Origin of the sequence: Bradyrhizobium pachyrhizi (assembly GCF_029714545.1) — a bacterium.
GTDB classification, from domain to species: domain Bacteria; phylum Pseudomonadota; class Alphaproteobacteria; order Rhizobiales; family Xanthobacteraceae; genus Bradyrhizobium; species Bradyrhizobium pachyrhizi.
Genome location: NZ_CP121667.1, coordinates 6,754,360 through 6,771,736 on the forward strand (window position 1 = coordinate 6,754,360; position 17,377 = coordinate 6,771,736).

11 protein-coding genes are annotated in these 17,377 nt (G+C 64.4%); 8 read left to right on the forward strand and 3 right to left on the reverse strand.

Going from position 1 to position 17,377, the window contains the following annotated elements; genetic code table 11:
• Positions 1 to 11: 11 nt before the first annotated feature.
• From zwf to QA639_RS32095, 4 genes are read left to right on the forward strand one after another with little or no spacing between them, the layout of a single operon-like run.
• The gene (gene zwf, locus QA639_RS32080; RefSeq protein WP_283088027.1) at positions 12 to 1,505 is read left to right on the forward strand and encodes a glucose-6-phosphate dehydrogenase; all 1,494 of its coding nucleotides are present in this window, start codon (positions 12 to 14) and stop codon (positions 1,503 to 1,505) included.
• A gap of 1 nt (position 1,506) precedes the next feature.
• The gene (pgl, locus tag QA639_RS32085; RefSeq protein ID WP_283088028.1) at positions 1,507 to 2,259 is read left to right on the forward strand and encodes a 6-phosphogluconolactonase; all 753 of its coding nucleotides are present in this window, start codon (positions 1,507 to 1,509) and stop codon (positions 2,257 to 2,259) included.
• Complete coding sequence (locus QA639_RS32090; protein ID WP_283088029.1) at positions 2,252 to 2,776, forward strand: gluconokinase; 525 nt, start codon at positions 2,252 to 2,254, stop codon at positions 2,774 to 2,776. Before pgl ends, QA639_RS32090 begins: the two co-directional genes overlap by 8 nt.
• Complete coding sequence (locus QA639_RS32095) at positions 2,773 to 3,576, forward strand: HAD family hydrolase (RefSeq protein ID WP_283088030.1); 804 nt, start codon at positions 2,773 to 2,775, stop codon at positions 3,574 to 3,576. The genes QA639_RS32090 and QA639_RS32095 overlap by 4 nt, the downstream gene beginning before the upstream one ends.
• Positions 3,577 to 3,752: 176 nt before the next feature.
• Here the strand turns inward: QA639_RS32095 and QA639_RS32100 are convergent, their stop codons facing one another.
• Entirely contained in the window at positions 3,753 to 4,694 is a 942-nt protein-coding gene (locus QA639_RS32100) for a LysR family transcriptional regulator (protein ID WP_063779883.1), read from the reverse strand.
• Between the two features lie 115 nt (positions 4,695 to 4,809).
• Between QA639_RS32100 and QA639_RS32105 the strand changes: the two genes are divergently transcribed.
• Entirely contained in the window at positions 4,810 to 5,748 is a 939-nt protein-coding gene (locus QA639_RS32105) for an MBL fold metallo-hydrolase (protein ID WP_050383278.1), read from the forward strand.
• A 239-nt stretch (positions 5,749 to 5,987) separates the two neighbouring features.
• Here QA639_RS32105 and QA639_RS32110 read toward each other — a convergent pair whose 3' ends face one another.
• Both QA639_RS32110 and malQ read right to left on the reverse strand, forming a co-directional pair.
• Complete coding sequence (locus tag QA639_RS32110; RefSeq protein WP_283088031.1) at positions 5,988 to 7,796, reverse strand: glycoside hydrolase family 15 protein; 1,809 nt, start codon at positions 7,794 to 7,796, stop codon at positions 5,988 to 5,990.
• 18 nt (positions 7,797 to 7,814) lie between these two features.
• Positions 7,815 to 9,761 carry a 4-alpha-glucanotransferase gene (gene malQ, locus QA639_RS32115; RefSeq protein WP_283088032.1) on the reverse strand — a complete coding sequence of 649 codons (1,947 nt, stop codon included), beginning with the start codon at positions 9,759 to 9,761 and terminating at the stop codon, positions 7,815 to 7,817.
• Between the two features lie 203 nt (positions 9,762 to 9,964).
• Here malQ and QA639_RS32120 point away from each other — a divergent pair, with 203 nt between their 5' ends.
• Genes QA639_RS32120 through glgB form a run of 3 tightly spaced genes read left to right on the forward strand, consistent with a single transcriptional unit; the run spans position 9,965 to position 17,374 of the window.
• A complete protein-coding gene (locus QA639_RS32120; protein WP_283088033.1) occupies positions 9,965 to 11,914 on the forward strand; it encodes an alpha-1,4-glucan--maltose-1-phosphate maltosyltransferase in 1,950 nt (649 codons plus the stop codon).
• A 10-nt stretch (positions 11,915 to 11,924) separates the two neighbouring features.
• Positions 11,925 to 15,230 carry a maltose alpha-D-glucosyltransferase gene (treS, locus tag QA639_RS32125; protein ID WP_028332689.1) on the forward strand — a complete coding sequence of 1,102 codons (3,306 nt, stop codon included), beginning with the start codon at positions 11,925 to 11,927 and terminating at the stop codon, positions 15,228 to 15,230.
• Positions 15,227 to 17,374, forward strand: coding sequence for a 1,4-alpha-glucan branching protein GlgB (glgB, locus tag QA639_RS32130; protein ID WP_283088034.1), 2,148 nt, complete (start codon positions 15,227 to 15,229; stop codon positions 17,372 to 17,374). Before treS ends, glgB begins: the two co-directional genes overlap by 4 nt.
• Positions 17,375 to 17,377: the final 3 nt, after the last annotated feature.

A 17,377-nucleotide genomic window follows, 5' to 3' on the forward strand; every position in this document is an offset into this window, starting at 1 on the left:
CGGAAGGTCACGTGCAGAAGAAACCCGACCCTTGCTCCTTCATCATTTTCGGCGCCACCGGTGATCTGACGCACCGGCTGGTCATCCCGGCGCTCTACAATCTCGCTGCCGGCAATCTGCTGCCGGACAAATTCTGCGTCGTCGGCATCGCCCGCAAGGGCATGTCGAGCGACCAGATGAAGGACAGCCTGATGCAGGGGCTGCGCAAATTCGCGACCCGGCCGCTCGATGAGGCGGTCGTCACGCGGCTGTTCGAATGCGTCACCTCGATCGAGGCCGATCCGGGCGATCCGCCCTCCTTCGATGCCATGAACGAACGGCTTGACAAGCTCGAGACGGCGCGCGGCACCGGAGGCAACCGGCTGTTCTATCTCGCGACCCCGCCGCGAGCGTTCCTGCCGATCAGCCAGCAGCTCGGGCGCACCGGCATGCTCGAGGAGAACGGCGCCTGGCGCCGGCTGATCGTGGAGAAGCCGTTCGGCACCGATCTGGCATCGGCCAAGGCGCTGAATTCAGCGCTGCTGAAGCTGATGGACGAGCACCAGATCTACCGGATCGACCATTACCTCGGCAAGGAAACCGTCCAGAACATCCTGGTGCTGCGTTTCGCCAATGGCATGTTCGAGCCGATCTGGAATCGCAACCACATCGACCATATCCAGATCACCGTGGACGAGAAGCTCGGCGTCGGTCATCGCGGCAGCTTCTACGACGCCACCGGCGCGTTGCGCGACATGGTGCCGAACCATCTGTTCCAGCTGCTGTCGCTGGTGACGATGGAGCCGCCGGCGCGGTTCGATGCCCATGCGGTGCGCTCCGAAAAGGCCGAGGTACTGAGCGCGATCCAGACCCAGAGCGAACAGGAGGCGCTGCACAATTCGGTGCGCGGCCAGTATCGCGCCGGCCGGATCGGCGACACCGAGATCGAGGATTTTCTCAAGACGCCCGACGTCAGGCCCGACAGCTCGACCGAGACCTATGCCGCGCTGAAGCTGACCATCGACAATTGGCGCTGGGCCGGCGTGCCGTTCTACCTGCGCACCGGCAAGGCGCTGACCACCAAGCGCACCGAGATCGCGATCAAGTTCAAGCAGGCGCCGTTCGCGATGTTCCGCGACACGTCGGTCGATCGCCTGTCGCAGAACTACCTCGTCATCTCCACCGAGCCGACCGAGGGCATCGAGCTGCAGTTCAACACCAAGGTACCGGGCCCGACCATCAACATCGACGGCGTCGAGATGAAGTTCCGCTACAAGGACTACTTCAAGGCCGAGCCGTCGACCGGCTACGAGACGCTGATCTATGACTGCATGATCGGCGACAACATCCTGTTTCAGCGCGCCGACAGCGTCGAGGCCGGGTGGCAGGCGGTGCAGCCTTTCATCGACGCCTGGAAGAGCGCCGGCGGCCGCGGCCTGCAACCCTACAAGGCCGGCAGCGAAGGCCCGGAGGCCGCCAACGCGCTGCTGACCCGCGACGGCCGCAGCTGGCGGAAGCTGGGCTGACATGACCGCGAGCCGCGAGCGCCAGATCATCACGGTCGCCGATCCGGCGGCACTGGCGCAGGCGGCCGCCGAGCGGGTGATCGCCATTATCGAGCAGAACAGCGGCCGGATCGCGGTGTGCCTCACCGGCGGCTCCAGCCCCAAGGCGCTCTATCAGCTGCTGGCGACACCCGACTATCGCCAGAGGATTCCGTGGGACCGCGTCGACTGGTTCATCGGCGACGAGCGCCTGGTGCCGCGCAAGGACGAACTGCACAACATGAGCATGGCGCGCCAGGCCTTCCTCGACCGCTGCGCGCCGGCCGCCAATGTCCATCCGATCGCGACCGACACCGCCGATCTCAGGGATCCCGACGTCAGCGCGGCGCTGTACGAGAACGAGCTGATGGCATTCTACGGCGCCGAACAGCTCGATCCGAAGCGGCCGCTGTTCGACGTGGTGCTGATGGGCATCGGACCCGACGGCCATACCGCTTCGCTGTTTCCGGGTTATCCCGCGGTCGAGGAAACCCGGCGCTGGGTGGTCGGGGTGCCCAAGGCCAATGTCGAGCCGTTCGTGCCGCGCGTCTCGCTGACCCTGCCCGCGCTCGCCTCCTGCCGGGAGATGCTGTTCGAGGTGGCGGGCGAGAACAAGCGCGCGATCTTGACGCGCCTCTTCGCAGGCGAGAACCTGCCGGCAAACCGCGCGCGATCGCTGGGCGAAACCGTCTGGCTGATCGATCAGGCCGCGCTGCCGGAGGACTTTCGTGGGTGACGGACAAAACCCCTGCGCATTGGTCGTGATGGGCGTGTCGGGTTCGGGCAAGAGCACCATCGCCGACCGCCTGGCGATCAGGATCGGCTGGCGCTTCGAGGACGGCGACAGCTTTCACCCACCAAGCAATGTCGCCAAAATGCATTCCGGCCAGCCGCTTACCGACGAGGATCGCTGGCCCTGGCTGCGCGCGATCGCCGACGAGATCGACCGCACCTGCGGCGTCCGCGAACGCGCCGTCATCGCCTGCTCCGCGCTGAAGCGCGCCTATCGCGACATCCTAGTGCATGGCCGCGACGATATCCGCATCGTCTTCCTCGACGGCTCGCAGGAGCTGATCGCCACGCGGCTCGGCGGGCGCAAGGGCCATTTCATGCCGCCGGGGCTGCTCGCCAGCCAGTTCAAGACGCTGGAGCCACCGACCCCGGAGGAACGCCCGATCACGGTTGAGATCGACCGTCCGGTCGAAACCATTGTCGAAGACATCATCACTCAACTGAAGCTGGACCGCCCATGACCCGCATCGCCCTTGTCGTATCCGATGTCGACGGTACGCTGCTCACCAAGGACAAGACCTTGACCGACGGCGCCAGGGCGGCGGTGCGTAGACTGCACGAGGCCGGAATCGGCTTCACCATCGTCTCCAGCCGGCCGACGATCGGGATGGGCTTTCTGGTTGCGCCGCTCGCGATCACGCAGCCGATCGGCGCCTTCAACGGCTCTTCGATCGTCGATCCGCAGCTCAAGCCCCTCGAGCAGCATTTGATCCCGGCCGCAGTCGCAAAACGCTGCATCGACATGCTGCGCGAGCGCGACGTCGACATCTGGCTGTTCACCAATGACCGCTGGCTGACGCGGACTCCTGACGGCGAATACACCGCGCACGAGCAGCACACGATCAAGCATGATCCGACCATCGTCGACGATTTTGCGCCCTATCTCGATCAGGCCTGCAAGATCGTCGGCGCGAGCTCGGATGCGGCCCTGCTGCAACGCTGCGAGGCGGAGATGCAGCAGTTGGTCGGCCGCGATGCCACCGCGGTCCGCTCCCAGACCTACTATCTCGACGTCACCCCGCCGGGCCACGACAAGGGCACCTTCGTCGAGGGCATCGCGAAGCGCCTTGGCGTGCCGCTGGAGAACGTCGCCACGATCGGCGACATGCAGAACGATCTGCCGATGTTCGCGCGAAGCGGCGTCTCCTTCGCGATGGGCAATGCCAGCGATGACGTGAAGGCGCGCGCCACCCATGTCACCGAGACCAACGAGCAGGACGGTTTCGCACGCGCGATGGACACGGTGTTGCAGCTTCGCTGAGGCGTGCGGACGATCGCCCCACCCGTGATCGAGCGCGGACCGCATTGTGATCGTCGTTACAGTCCGCCACATCCGATCGCGTCACACTGAACAAGTTTCCTGCAAACCTGGTCCGGCCGGCATATCGTAGCCACTCCTTCCTGAATCTCTCGCCCGAACGTTTAGGGTGAGCCTTCCTATTTCCTGGCTTTCTTTGGGATTATTGGTGTCGCCATTCGGAGCTTCTGCGCGCCTTGGCGCTTTCTCAGATCAGCAAACTCTTGGCGAAGCAGGTCCAAGACGGTTCTGACCTTGGGCAGATCCGCCATGCGCTTGTGGCAGATGATCGTGAGTTCCGCGCGTAGCGAGGTTGGAAGCACGAGCTCCAGCTCTACGAGTTCGCCTGGTCGTTTGAGCCGATGGGAGGTCTTCAGAAGGATCATCGCGCCGACACCGGCTTGGCAGGCCGCGACCTGCACGCTGTAATCGTCAGACGCAAAGGCGGGACGAAAATTCGGAATCCTGGCAGCGAACTCCGGATTGGGGCTCACCATCTCGAGTGCTCCGGCCCATGAGATCCAATCGAGGTCACGCAAATCATATTTCGCAGGCAGTCTCCGTGCGTAGTCCCTGCTCGCGTAGGCGCCGATCGGAACGACAACTTCGTCGACCGTGACGAGATCGGGGTCATCCGAAGGATATCTCCTGAGCGCGATATCTGCTTCGCCGCGCGAGAGGTTCAGCCGTTCAGTGCTGGCGAGAACTTCGAGAGTGATCTGTGGATGTCCTCTCTTGAGCTTTTCCGCCATTGGAGCCAGGAAATCAAAGGCGAACGATGGAGCCGCCGTGATGCGCACGCGGCCGCTCACGGGCGAGTTCTTCGCATCGAGTGCGCGAGTAGCTTCAGTCGCCCATTGCGCCATGCCTTGGGCTGCCGGAAGCAGCCTTGCCCCGGCTTTCGTCAAGGTGATGCCCTGGTTCTTGCGGACGAAAAGCGGCTCGCCGAGCGAGTATTCCATCTCTGCAATTCGCCGACTCAAAGTGGGTTGGCTCGCCTTGAGGCGACGCGCCGCTGCGCTCAGACTCCCGGCGTCAGCTACGGCGAGAAAGATCCGCAAGTCGTCCCATTGAAGGTCCAAATTCGCTCTCCCTGGCTCGTGTCCGGCCATTCATTTCTGTATGGCCATATAGGAATTTAGACAATTGCTATTCTCACTGTCCACGGCAAAAAGCGGCAGCAGAAAGAGGAAGATCATGCTCCGTAAAATAGGACAGTGTTTCATTGGTTCGCTTGCCGTCATCGCGCTTTCCGCGTGCGCACAGACGTCCCATCCATCGACGTCTGCCAGCCTCGGTAAGCCGGTCAGATCATCGGTTATGGAGGCGTTGATCGACAAGCCGGGACCGATCGAGGTCAAGACAATCGCCAGCGCAGATTGGGTCGCCGATCTATCCGGGCTGATCAACCTGAAGGACCCCCAAGCCATTCAAGCGGGCCTCAAAGATCACGAGGAGCCGATCCAGATCTACACACATCTCGTGCGGCATCCGACGCAGGGATTCTATATGGTCGATACCGGCGTTTCGAAGCGGTTTGTCGAGGACCCCAAGAGCTTGGGAGTTGGATGGGTTGTGCGTAACTTCGCCAAGCTCGACAAGATGCAAGTCCGGGAAGACACCTTATCGGCCATCAAATCGGAAGCGGCTCCCCTCAAAGGGGTGCTCATGACCCATCTTCATCTCGATCACATCTCCGGGATGTCAGACATCCCAAAAGATGTGCCGTTTTACACAGGTCCCGGAGAAGCTGCGGAGAAGAAGATCGAGAACTTCTTTGTCGAGGGGATGGAAGATGTCTTCTTTGAAGGCAGACCCGCGATTCAAGAGTTTCAGTTCACTGGGGATCCGGATGGGAAGTTCGAAGGCGTAATCGACGTCTTCGGTGACGGTTCGTTGTTTGCAATCCTGACCCCCGGACATACTGCTGGCCATGTCTCGTATCTTGCTCGCACTCCGTCCGGTCCAGTGCTCCTCACCGGCGACGCTTGCCATACCCGCTGGGGCTGGGAGCACGGTGTCGAACCTGGCAGCTTTACATACGACCGGGAAGAGGAGCGGAAGAGTTTACTTGCGTTGAAGGCCCTGAGTGAACGTCATCCGCAGATGATTGTGAAGTTAGGTCATCAGCCTTGAGTGCTTTACATGTCGTGAGCCACGCCAATGTGCGGCGCTTGCACGATTTCGGAATATTGGAAATGTACCCCTGAGTTGCCCGACGTGTCAAGCGGCCTTGTCGCACGCCGGCAGCCGCCGGCTCCTTTGCATGGGGTTGTTTTCGATATTTTGGCCGCACGCGGCTGCGGCGGCCTGCAAGCAGGAGAGAGGGAGGCAGCATCGCCGCGGCCGCAGGTTCAATTTCACTTCATCGCGCCTTAAGTCGAACGCTGCACCGCAGGCTTCTCGGCGTCGGCCCTGGCAGCGCTGAGATTATGCGCGGTGTTGATCAACGCGATATGGGTCAGCGCCTGCGGGAAATTGCCGGTCTGCCGGCCGGCGCCGGAGTCGAACTCCTCGGCCAACAGTCCGAGATCGTTGGCGACCGCGACCACGCGGTCGAACATGGTCTGCGCCTTGTCGACATCTCCTGCCAGCACATGAGCGTCGGCTAGCCACAGGCTGCAGGCCAGGAACGCGCCCTCGATCGGCTGGACCTCATCGGACACCTCGCGCGGATCGTGCCGCAGCACGAAGCCGTCGCGCATCATGTGCCGCTCGACCGCGTCGATCGTGCCGCGGATGCGCGGATCGCCCGGCGGCAGGAAGCCGACCGACGGCAGCAGCAGCAGGCTGGCGTCGAGCAGCTTTGAGCCATAGCTCTCGACGAAACTGTTGAGGTCAGGGTCGAAGCCCCGTTGGCAGATGTCGCGATGGATGGCCTCGCGCAGCACCCGCCATTTGACCAGCGGCCCCTTGAAGCCGAACCGCTCCGCGCTCTTGATGGCGCGGTCGAAGGCGACCCAGCACATCACCTTGGAGAACACGTAGTGTCTGGGAGTGCCGCGGCGTTCCCAGATGCCGTGATCCGGCTGATCCCAGACATCGGCGAGGTGGGTGACGACGGTGCACTCGAGCGACCAGTTCTCTTCGTCGAGCTTCAGCTTGGCCATGCGGGACTGATGGAAGGCGTCGATCAACTCGCCATAGACGTCGAGCTGAAGCTGCGCATGCGCGGCGTTGCCGGCGCGTACCGGCTGCGCCCCTTCATAGCCGGACAGCCATCCGGCCTCCCATTCCAGGAGGCGCCGCTGGCCCAGGATGCCGTACATGATCTGCATGTTGGCCGGCGCGCCGGCTGCGGCCCGCAGCAGCCAGTTGTGCCAGGCCGCCGCTTCCTCGGTGTAGCCCGAATTCATCAGGGCCAGCAGCGTAAAGGTGGCGTCGCGCAGCCAACAGAACCGGTAGTCCCAATTGCGCGCGCCGCCGAGCTTTTCCGGCAACGACGTGGTGGGTGCCGCGACGATGCCGCCGGTCGGCCTGAAGGTCAGCGCCTTCAGCGTGATCAGCGAGCGCATCACGAGGGCGCGCTGATAGCTGCCGTCATAGGTCGAACGGCTGCACCATTCCCGCCAATATTCCTCGGTGTCCTTCAGCGCAGCCTCAGGGTCGATCGGCTCCGGCACCGGGTGATAGGACGGTCCATAGGTCAGGACGAACGGCACGGCGTCACCCTCGCCGACCTCGAAATCGGCGAACGTGGTCAGATCCTTGCCGCGGGTTTCGACCGGCGTGCGCAGCACGGTCATGTCCTGCCCGCTGATCGCCAGAAGCCCGTCGCCATCCGGATTCTTCCGCACCCAGGGGACATCGACGCCGAAGCCGAAGCGGATCACCAGCTCCATGTGCATCTTGACGCGGCCGCTGATGCCGCGAACGAGGCGGACCACATCGGAGGCGTTGCCGCGCGGCGGCATGAAGTCGATCAGCGCGACCGCGCCGCCTTCCGCCTCGAACCGGGTCTCCAGGATCAGCGTATCGTCCCAGTAGCGCCGCGAGGTCTGCTTGATCTCGCCAATGGGTGCCAGCAGCCAGCGGCCGTTTCTCGACGTGCCGAGCAGCGCCGCGAAGCAGGGGTCGGAATCGAACGCGGGCCAACACAGCCAGTCGATCGAGCCGTCGCGGCCGACCAGCGCGGCGGTCTCGCAATCTCCGATCAGGCCATAGTCTTCGATACGAGAGGCCACGCGCTGCGCTCCGCGTTGTCAGGTATGCGAGCGCTCGCGGGTCGCGCGCTTGAGGGCGTCGACATCGATCGCCGACGCGAGATGCTCGATCGAGACCGGGAGCCGCCGCTTCCAGTTCGGATGCTCGTAGACGGTGCCGGGAATGTTCGGTTGCTCGACAATGCCGAGCAGGTCCTCCATCGACACCGCCATCATCCGCGACCGCGTCCGCGCCAGGAAGGCCGCCACCGAATAGAAATCGTTCGCGTGAATGTCGTGCCGGCGCAGCACGTCGTCGAGCTGGCCGAGCGCGTGCCAGCGCCCCTCGTCGGTCTCGCCGGGATCGATCCCGAGCGCACGCTTGGTCTTGAGGTCGCTGAACGAGCGCCAGCCCGCATAGGTCGAGAGGTCGTGGGTGTTGAAGGTCACCAGCGCATTCGGCAGATAGTAGTCGGCGTTGCGGAAGACGCCCTGGTCGTCGGTCTCGAACATCATCACGAGATAGGACCAGATGCCCCAGCCGTTCATCTGCTCGCGGAACCCGGGAGGCACAGTGCCGAGATCCTCACCGATCACGACGCAGCGGCTCGCCACGCTCTCCTGCGCGGTCGCCGCCAGCAGCGCCTCGAACGGCATCAGCACATAGGCGCCATTGGCCGGGCCGAAGCCGCGCGGCACCAGATAGAGCCGCTTCAGCCCGAACGCGTGATCGAGCCTGATCGCGCCGGCGTGGTGCATCGAGGCGCGCAGCATCTGCCTGAACGGCTCGAACGAGCGCTGTTCAAGACCCGCGGCATTGAAGCCGGCAAGCCCCCAGTCCTGGCCCGCCGTGTTGAGCGGGTCCGGCGGCGCGCCGACGCCGAGATGGCGCGAGATCGCGATCTGCTCATTCCAGGCGTCGAACCCGTCCGACTGCACGCCGACGGCAACGTCGAGATAAAGCCCGACCCGCATGCCGAGCTTGTGCGCAAGCGCCTGACAGGCGCCGAGTTGACGGTCCGCGGTCCATTGCACGAATTCGACGAACTCGACCTCAGCGGCAGAGTCGCGCGAGCGGCGCAATCTGGCACAAGCTGCATCGCTCGGCTGCCGCCATTCGTCCGGCCATTCCCACCACGGCGTGTTGAATTTGTGCCGCATCACCTCGAAGCAGGCGAAGCGCGACAGCAGCGTGCCCTGCTCGTTGCGATAGGCCTCGAAGTCCTGCCAGCGGCCGAGGCCGGGATTGGCCTTGAAGGCCGCGAACGCCGCGCGCAGCGCGGGCCATTTCTGCGCCGCGACGCCGACATAGTCGACCATATCGTGGCTGCGGAGCGGTGCCAGCGCGGCCTTGGTCTCGGCATCGACACGGAATTCGGGAATCTGCTCGACGTCGATGTAGAGCGCATTGAGGAACAGCCGGCTGTTCGGCGAGTACGGGCTGCAATCGCCGGGCCGATCGTCGAACAGCGCATGCAGCGGATTGAGCCCGACGCCGTCGGCGCCGAGCGGGTGGGCGAATTCGAGCAGGTGCTGCAGGTCGGTGAAGTCACCGATGCCCCAGTTGCGCGCTGACCGCACGCCGTAGAGCTGCACCGCGATCACCCAGCAGCGGTCGAACTCGCCGCCGAAGGCGCCCAGCGGCGCCACCAGCAGCGGCAGCTCCTCGCTGCCAGATGCGTCGGATAGCTGCAACCGGTGCACGCCCTCGGGCAGACCCGACGGCCACGTCACACTTCGCTCACGCACCTCGCCCTGCGCGAGCACCCCGGTGCCATTCGCAAGCTTCCATTGCACCGGAAGCCGGGCAGCTTCCGAGAGCTGCGTTTGCGCAGCCTGGCCGCCTCTGACCACCACGGGATCGGCGATGATCCGACGGGGCGCCTGCGGCGGCAGCGCGTCGAGGATCGCCGTGAGCGCCTCGGGGGTTGTCACACGGCGGTGACCGCTGCCATCGATATACTCGGTCTGGATTCCCAGGGTCTGGGCTTTGGCGTAAAGGTCCATTCGGCACGCTGCCTGCTCGCAACGGTTGGTGGATCGTTGCTAAATTGTACAGATACGGGAAAGGGATAGTTGATGTTCAACGCTCTACCCTATCCGGCGTTCCCACCGGGAACCATTGCCCGGCGAGCGGCTTTCTATATGGGTCTGGCGCGCCTCCTTCCCGGCGCCGGGACGTCATTTGCATTTTTAATGGCGGCATCACCGTGAACAAAACCCTCCGGCCTGTCGAGAGTGCCCATGGCACTTTTCATATCACCGATGTCTATCCGTCGGTTGATGGCGGCCGCTTTCCGGTCAAGCGCATTGTGGGCGAACCTGTCGAGGTGTGGGCCGACATCTACCGTGCCGGACATGACGTGATATCGGCGGCATTGGTGTGGCGGCGCGAGGGCGACAGCGAATGGCAGGTGGCGCCGATGACGGCGCACAGCGATGACCGCTGGGGCGGCGCTTTCGTGCCCGACCGGCCCGGCCGCTACGCCTTCGCGATCGAGGCCTGGACCGATGAATTCGCCAGCTGGCGGCATCGCTTCGAGCAGAAGCCGCGCGACGGCAGCGATCACACGCTGGATGCGCTCGAAGGCGCGGGCATGCTGACCCAGGCGCAGGCCGGCAGCCCGGCGGCGGCGGCCGTCATCATCAGGCAGTGCGAAATCTTTCTGCAGACCGGCGAACCAGGTGCGCTGCTCGCGCCCGAATTGCGGGAGGCGATGGCCGGCAGCCAGTTTCGCCGCGATCTGATGCGATCGCAGCTCTACCCGCTGACCGCGGACCGCCCGCGGGCGCGCAGCGGCGCATGGTACCAGATGTTTCCGCGCAGCCAGGGCAAGACACCGGGCATGCATGCAACCTTCAACGACTGCATCGCGCGGCTTCCCGACATCGCCGCGATGGGCTTTGACGTCGTCCTGCTCGCGCCGATCCACCCGATCGGCCGGCAGCACCGCAAGGGCCGCAACAATGCCACGACCGCGCAGGCGGGCGATCCCGGCAGCCCCTATGCGATCGGCGCAGCCGAGGGCGGCCACGACGCCGTGCATCCGGAACTCGGCACGCTCGACGACTTCCGCGCCTTCGTGGCGGCAAGCCAGGCGCATGGCCTCGAGGTCGCGCTCGATTTCGCCGTGCAGTGCTCCCCCGATCATCCCTGGCTGACCGAGCACCCAGAGTGGTTCAAGCGGCGCCCGGACGGATCGATGCGCACCGCCGAGCATCCCCCGCAGCGCTGGGAGGATGTCGTCAACCCGGATTTCGGGTCCGAGAATGCCGCTGCGCTGTGGCGCGCGCTGCGCGACGTCGTGCTGTTCTGGGTCGAACAGGGCGTCAGGATCTTCCGGGTCGACAATCCGCACACCAAGCCGCTGGCGTTCTGGGAGTGGCTGATCCGCGAGGTGCGGGACCGCGACGCGGACGTGCTGTTCCTTGCGGAAGCCTTCGCGCGCCCGAAACTGATGAAGGGCCTCGCCAAACTCGGCTTCACACAGTCCTACAGCTATTTCACCTGGCGGACGCAGCGCTTCGAGCTCGAACAATATCTCGGCGAGTTGGCCTCCTATCCCGAGCGTGACTTCTTTCGGCCGAATTTCTTCGTCAACACACCGGACGTCCTGCCCTTCCACCTGCAAAGCGGCGAATCCTGGATGTTCAAGTCGCGTCTCGCGCTCGCCGCGACGCTTTCAAGCAGCTATGGCATTTACAGCGGCTTCGAATTGCTCGAACACACGCCGGTCCCCGGCCGCGAGGAATATCTCAACTCCGAGAAGTACGAGATCAGGGTACGCAACTGGGAGCAGCCGGGGAACATCAAGCCCTATATCGTAGCTCTCAACCGGATCAGACGCGGCAATCCGGCCCTGCAACAATTCGCCAATTTGCGCTTTATCAGTGTCGATGACGGCGGCGTGATCGGCTTCATCAAGGAGGCGGTCGATCAGGGCAATGTGATCGCGGCCGCGATTGCATTGTCAGCCGAGCTGCGTGAGGTCTGGCTGCCGCTCGGCGACGTCATGGTCGGCCGTGGCGATGCCCGCCGCCCCGTCTCGGCAGTGGAAGACCTTGTCACCGGAGAGCGCCACGCGCTCGAATGGGGAGGCATCCGTCTACGTATAGATCCTGCGCGCGATCCCGCGTTGCTGCTGCGCTGTGTCGCCTGAAGGAGCCGTCATGAACGTATTCTCCTCCGTCAATACCCAGGAGAAGGTCGCAACCGAGACTGCGGACCAGCTGTGGTACAAGGACGCGATCATTTACCAGCTGCATGTCAAGGCATTTGCCGACAGCAACAATGACGGCATCGGCGACTTCGCGGGGCTGACGGAGAAACTCGGCTATCTGCAGGAGCTCGGCGTCACCGCGCTGTGGCTGTTGCCGTTCTATCCCTCGCCCGGCCGCGACGACGGCTACGACATCGGCGACTATGGCGACATCAATCCCGATTTCGGGACGATGAAGGACTTCAAGCGCTTTATCCAGGAGGCCAAGAAGCGCGGCCTGCGCGTCATCACCGAGCTCGTCGTCAACCACACCTCGGACCAGCATGCGTGGTTCAAGCGCGCGCGCCGCAGCCCGCCGAATTCGAGCGCGCGCAGCTGGTACGTCTGGAGCGACACCGACCAGAAATACCTCGATACAAGGATCATCTTTACCGATACGGAGAAGTCGAACTGGACCTGGGATCCGGAGGCCGGCCAGTTCTACTGGCACCGCTTCTTCTCGCACCAGCCGGACCTGAATTTCGACAATCCGCGCGTGGTGCGCGCCATCGTGCAGGTGATGAAGCGCTGGCTCGACACCGGCGTCGACGGCTTTCGGCTCGACGCCATTCCCTATCTGTGCGAGCGCGACGGCACCAACAACGAGAACCTGCCGGAGACGCATGCCATCATCAAGCGGCTGCGCCAGGAGCTCGACGCCTATGCCAAGGGCAAGATCCTGCTGGCCGAAGCCAATCAATGGCCGGAGGACGTGCAGGAATATTTCGGCCATGGCGACGAATGCCACATGGCCTATCACTTCCCGCTGATGCCGCGCATCTACATGGCGATCGCCCAGGAAGACCGCTTTCCGATCACCGACATCCTGCGGCAGACGCCCGACATTCCCGCCGCTGCGCAGTGGGCGCTGTTCCTGCGCAATCACGACGAGCTGACGCTGGAAATGGTCACCGACGTCGAGCGCGACTATCTGTGGTCGACCTACGCCAACGATCCGCGCGCCCGCATCAATGTCGGCATCCGCCGCCGCCTTGCGCCGCTGATGGACAACGACCGGCGCAAGATCGAACTGATGAACTCGCTGCTGCTGTCGTTCCCGGGCACGCCGATCATCTATTACGGCGACGAGATCGGCATGGGCGACAACATCTATCTCGGCGACCGCAATGGCGTGCGGACGCCGATGCAGTGGTCGCCGGACCGCAACGGCGGCTTCTCGCGCGCCGATCCGGCACGGCTCTACGCGCCGATGATCATGGACCCGGTCTACGGCTATGAATCCGTCAATGTCGAGGCGCAGTCGCGCAGCCTGTCGTCGCTGCTGTCGGCGACCAAGCGGCTGATCGCGGTGCGCAAGTCGACGCTCGCCTTCGGGCGCGGCACCATGACCTTCATCCGCCCGGAGAACCGCTCGGTGCTGGCCTATGTGCGCCAGTACCAGGGCGAGGCGATCCTGTGCGTCGCCAATCTGTCGCGGTCGGCGCAGGCTACCGAGCTCGACCTCTCCGCCTTCAAGGACCGCATTCCGCTGGAGATGCTCGGGCGCACGCGCTTTCCCGCGATCGGCGAGCTGCCCTACATGATCACGCTCGCGCCGTACGGCTTCTACTGGTTCCAGCTGCAGGAGCGCGACAAGTCCGAGCCGGTGACGCCGCGCGCGGTGCCGGAATTCGAGACGCTGGTGGTGCCGCTGAATTCGACCTGGATGTCACTGGCGCGCACCCGCGGCGTGTTCGAGCACGACGTGCTGCCCGGCCACCTCGCCCGCACGCGCTGGTATCCGGAACGATCCGCGAGCGCGATCCAGCCGATGCTGGTCGCCGCGATCCCGTTCTGCGACATCGGCGACAACCGGCCGTGGCTCGCCTTCTTCGAGACCACGCAGCGCGGCACCACCAGCCGCTACGTGCTGCCGATGCAGATCGAGTGGGTGCGCTTCGACCGCGAGCGCTACAATCCGCGCGCATTCGCCGCCGTACGCCAGGGCGCGCGCGAGGGCACCTTGCTCGATGTCGCCACCGACCAGATCTTCACCGGCCTGTTCCTGCGCAACCTGCGGGAAAACCTCACGGTCGACGAAGGTGAGCAAGGCCTCAAGCTCGAATTCCGGCCGACCAGCCGCTTCTCCGACCGGCCGGTGCGGCAGCCCGAGCGCATCCGGGTCTTCGAGAACGACCAGCCGCATTCGACCGCGCTGGTCGACAACGAATATGTCACCAAGATCTACCGCAAGCTCGAGGTCGGCATCAATCCGGAGATCGAGATGGGCCGCTTCCTCACCGAGGTGGTCAACTTTCCGAACACCCCCGCCTTGCTCGGCACCGCCGAGCTGATCGAGGGCGACAAGCGCAGCGCCATCGCCGTCCTGCATGCGATGGTCGTCAACCAAGGCGACCTCTGGACCATCGCAGGCGCACACCTCGACCGCCTGGTCGAACGGCAGCGCCTGCTGACAGTGAGCGAGCACCCCGTGGAGAACGGCGACCAGGCCACCTATCTGCGCCACATGTCGCATAGCGGAAAGCGGCTCGCCGAGCTGCATCTGGCGCTCGCCAGCAACCGCGACCTGCCGGACTTCGCGCCCGAGCCGACCAAGCCCGACGACCTGCAGCGCTGGGCCGACGAGATCATGGCGCGGGCCGAGCGCGTGTTCGATACGCTGAAGCAGCGGCGCGGCTCCCTGAAGGAGGCCGACCGGCTGCTGGCCGATCAGTTGCAGGCCCAGCACGACACGCTGCCGGAGCGGCTCAAGGCACTGCTGCCGCGAGAAACCGACGGCTTCAACATCCGCCATCACGGCGACCTGCATCTCGGTCAGTTGCTGGTGGTCAAGGACGACGTCTTCATCATCGATTTCGACGGCGGACCGGGCCGCACCATCGCCGAGCGGCGGCGCAAGGCACCGCCGGCGCGCGACGTCGCCGGCCTGATCCGTTCGATCGACTATGCGGCGACCGCCGCGCTGGAACGCACGCTCAAGGTCTCCCCCGATGAGAGCGGCCGGTTGAGCCTCGCCTTGGCCGAATGGCGCGACCAGGCTGCGGATACCCTGCTGGCGGCCTATCGCGAGACGGTGGCCGGCCAGCGGCTGTGGCCCGCCGACGCCAAGACGGCCGATCGCCTGCTCAATTTTTTCCTGCTTGAGAAAGCCTTCTACGAGATCGAGTATGAGCTGGCCAACCGGCCGGATTGGCTGCGGGTGCCGCTCACCGGCCTGCTGAGGATCCTGGCGCAACAGCCGCATGAGGTTGCATGAGCAAACTGCCCGCCGAGGCCTATGCCATCATCGAGGGCCGCCACTCCGACCCCTTCCACTATCTCGGGCTTCACCCCGAGGGGGATCGCAACGTCGTGCGCGCCTTCCTGCCCGATGCCAGCAATGTCGAGGCGATCGGCGAGCATGGCGAGACCGCACAGCTGGCGCGGATCCATGACGCCGGCCTGTTCGCAGGCCCCCTGCCGAACGGCTCGACGCGCTACCAGCTCCGCGCCCGCTTCGGTGACAGCGTAGTCGAGCTGGAGGATGCCTACCGCTTTCCGCCGATCCTGAGCGATTTCGATCTCTATCTGCTCGGCGAAGGCACCCATCAGCGCGTCTACGACACGCTCGGCGCCCATCCGATGACGCTCGACGGCGTCGACGGCATCGGCTTCGTGGTGCTGGCGCCGAATGCGCGCCGGGTCAGCGTGGTCGGCGACTTCAACTTCTGGGATGGCCGCCGCCACCCGATGCGGGTGCGCGGTGCAGGATACTGGGAGCTGTTCATCCCGCGCGCGCGGGTCGGCGATCACTACAAGTTCGAGATCATCGGGCGCAACGGCCAGCATCTGCCGCTGAAGTCCGATCCCCTGGCGTTCGCCGCCGAGGTGCGCCCGAAGACTGCCTCGATCGTGATCGACGAGCGCAAGATCCCGCATCCGCGCCCGGCGCCGGATCGCGTCAACGCGCTGAGCTCGCCGATGTCGATCTACGAGGTCCATCTCGGATCGTGGCGGCGCAAGGGCCGCAACGAGTGGCTGACCTATCGCGAGATGGCGGAGCAGCTGCCGGCCTATGCCAGCGACATGGGCTTTACCCATGTCGAATTCCTGCCGATATCAGAGCATCCGTTCGACGGCTCCTGGGGCTACCAGCCGACGGGCATGTTTGCGCCAACCAGCCGCTTCGGCTCGCCGGACGATTTCGCCGCGCTGATCGATGCCTGCCACGGCGCAGGGCTCGCCGTGCTGCTCGACTGGGTGCCCGGGCATTTCCCCGACGATCCGCACGGGCTCGGCAATTTCGACGGCACCGCGCTCTACGAGCACGCCAATCCGCTGCAGGGCCGTCACCTCGATTGGGGTACGCTGATCTACAATTACGGGCGCACCGAGATCACCAACTTCCTGGTGTCGAATGCGCTGTTCTGGCTTGATCGCTATGGCATCGACGGGCTGCGCGTCGATGCCGTCGCCTCGATGCTCTATCTCGACTACAGCCGTCCCGCCGGCGGCTGGATCCCGAACAAATATGGCGGCCGGGAAAACATCGAGGCGATCGACTTCCTGCGCCGCTTCAACACCGAATTGTTCGCGCATTTTCCGCAGGCGACGACGGCGGCGGAGGAATCCACAGCATGGCCGCAGGTGTCGCGCCCGGTCGAATATGGCGGGCTCGGCTTCGGCTACAAGTGGAACATGGGCTGGATGCACGACACGCTGAAATATATCGGCAAGGACCCGATCCACCGCAAATACCATCACGGCGACATCCTGTTCGGCCTGCACTACGCCTTCTCGGAGAACTTCATCCTGCCGCTGTCCCACGACGAGGTCGTGCACGGCAAGCGCTCGATCCTCGGCCGCATGCCCGGCGACGACTGGCAGCGCTTTGCCAATCTGCGCGCCTATTACAGCTTCATGTTCGGCCACCCCGGCAAGAAGCTGATGTTCATGGGCTGCGAGTTCGGCCAGGAACGCGAGTGGAATCACGACTATTCGATCGATTGGCATCTGCTGCAACAACCGAAGCACAGCGGCATCCAGAACCTGGTCCGCGACCTCAACCGGCTCTATCGCGCGCTGCCAGCGCTGCACGAGCTCGACTGCGACCAGGCCGGCTTCGAGTGGGTCATCACCGACGATGCCAACAACAATGTGTTCGCCTGGATCCGCAAGGGCAATGATGCGCGCGCACGCTGCCTCGTGATCGCGAACTTCTCACCCAACGTCTACCGCAACTATCGCGTCCGGGTGCCCTTCGCGGGCAAGTGGCACGAGGTGTTCAACTCGGATTCCGCACATTACGGCGGCACCAATGTCGGCAATGTCGGCGAGGTGCGCGCATCGGAGGACGCCACGCCCGAACTGAGCCTGACCATTCCGCCGCTGGCTGCGATCTTCCTCGTACCGGAAAGCTGATTG

Coding starts and splice junctions, on each gene's coding strand:
- pgl (WP_283088028.1), top strand. CDS start 1,507: ATGACCGCGAGCCGCGAGCGCCAGATCATCACGGTCGCCGATCCGGCG.
- QA639_RS32095 (WP_283088030.1), top strand. CDS start 2,773: ATGACCCGCATCGCCCTTGTCGTATCCGATGTCGACGGTACGCTGCTC.
- QA639_RS32105 (WP_050383278.1), top strand. CDS start 4,810: ATGCTCCGTAAAATAGGACAGTGTTTCATTGGTTCGCTTGCCGTCATC.
- malQ (WP_283088032.1), bottom strand. CDS start 9,761: ATGGACCTTTACGCCAAAGCCCAGACCCTGGGAATCCAGACCGAGTAT.
- treS (WP_028332689.1), top strand. CDS start 11,925: ATGAACGTATTCTCCTCCGTCAATACCCAGGAGAAGGTCGCAACCGAG.
- glgB (WP_283088034.1), top strand. CDS start 15,227: ATGAGCAAACTGCCCGCCGAGGCCTATGCCATCATCGAGGGCCGCCAC.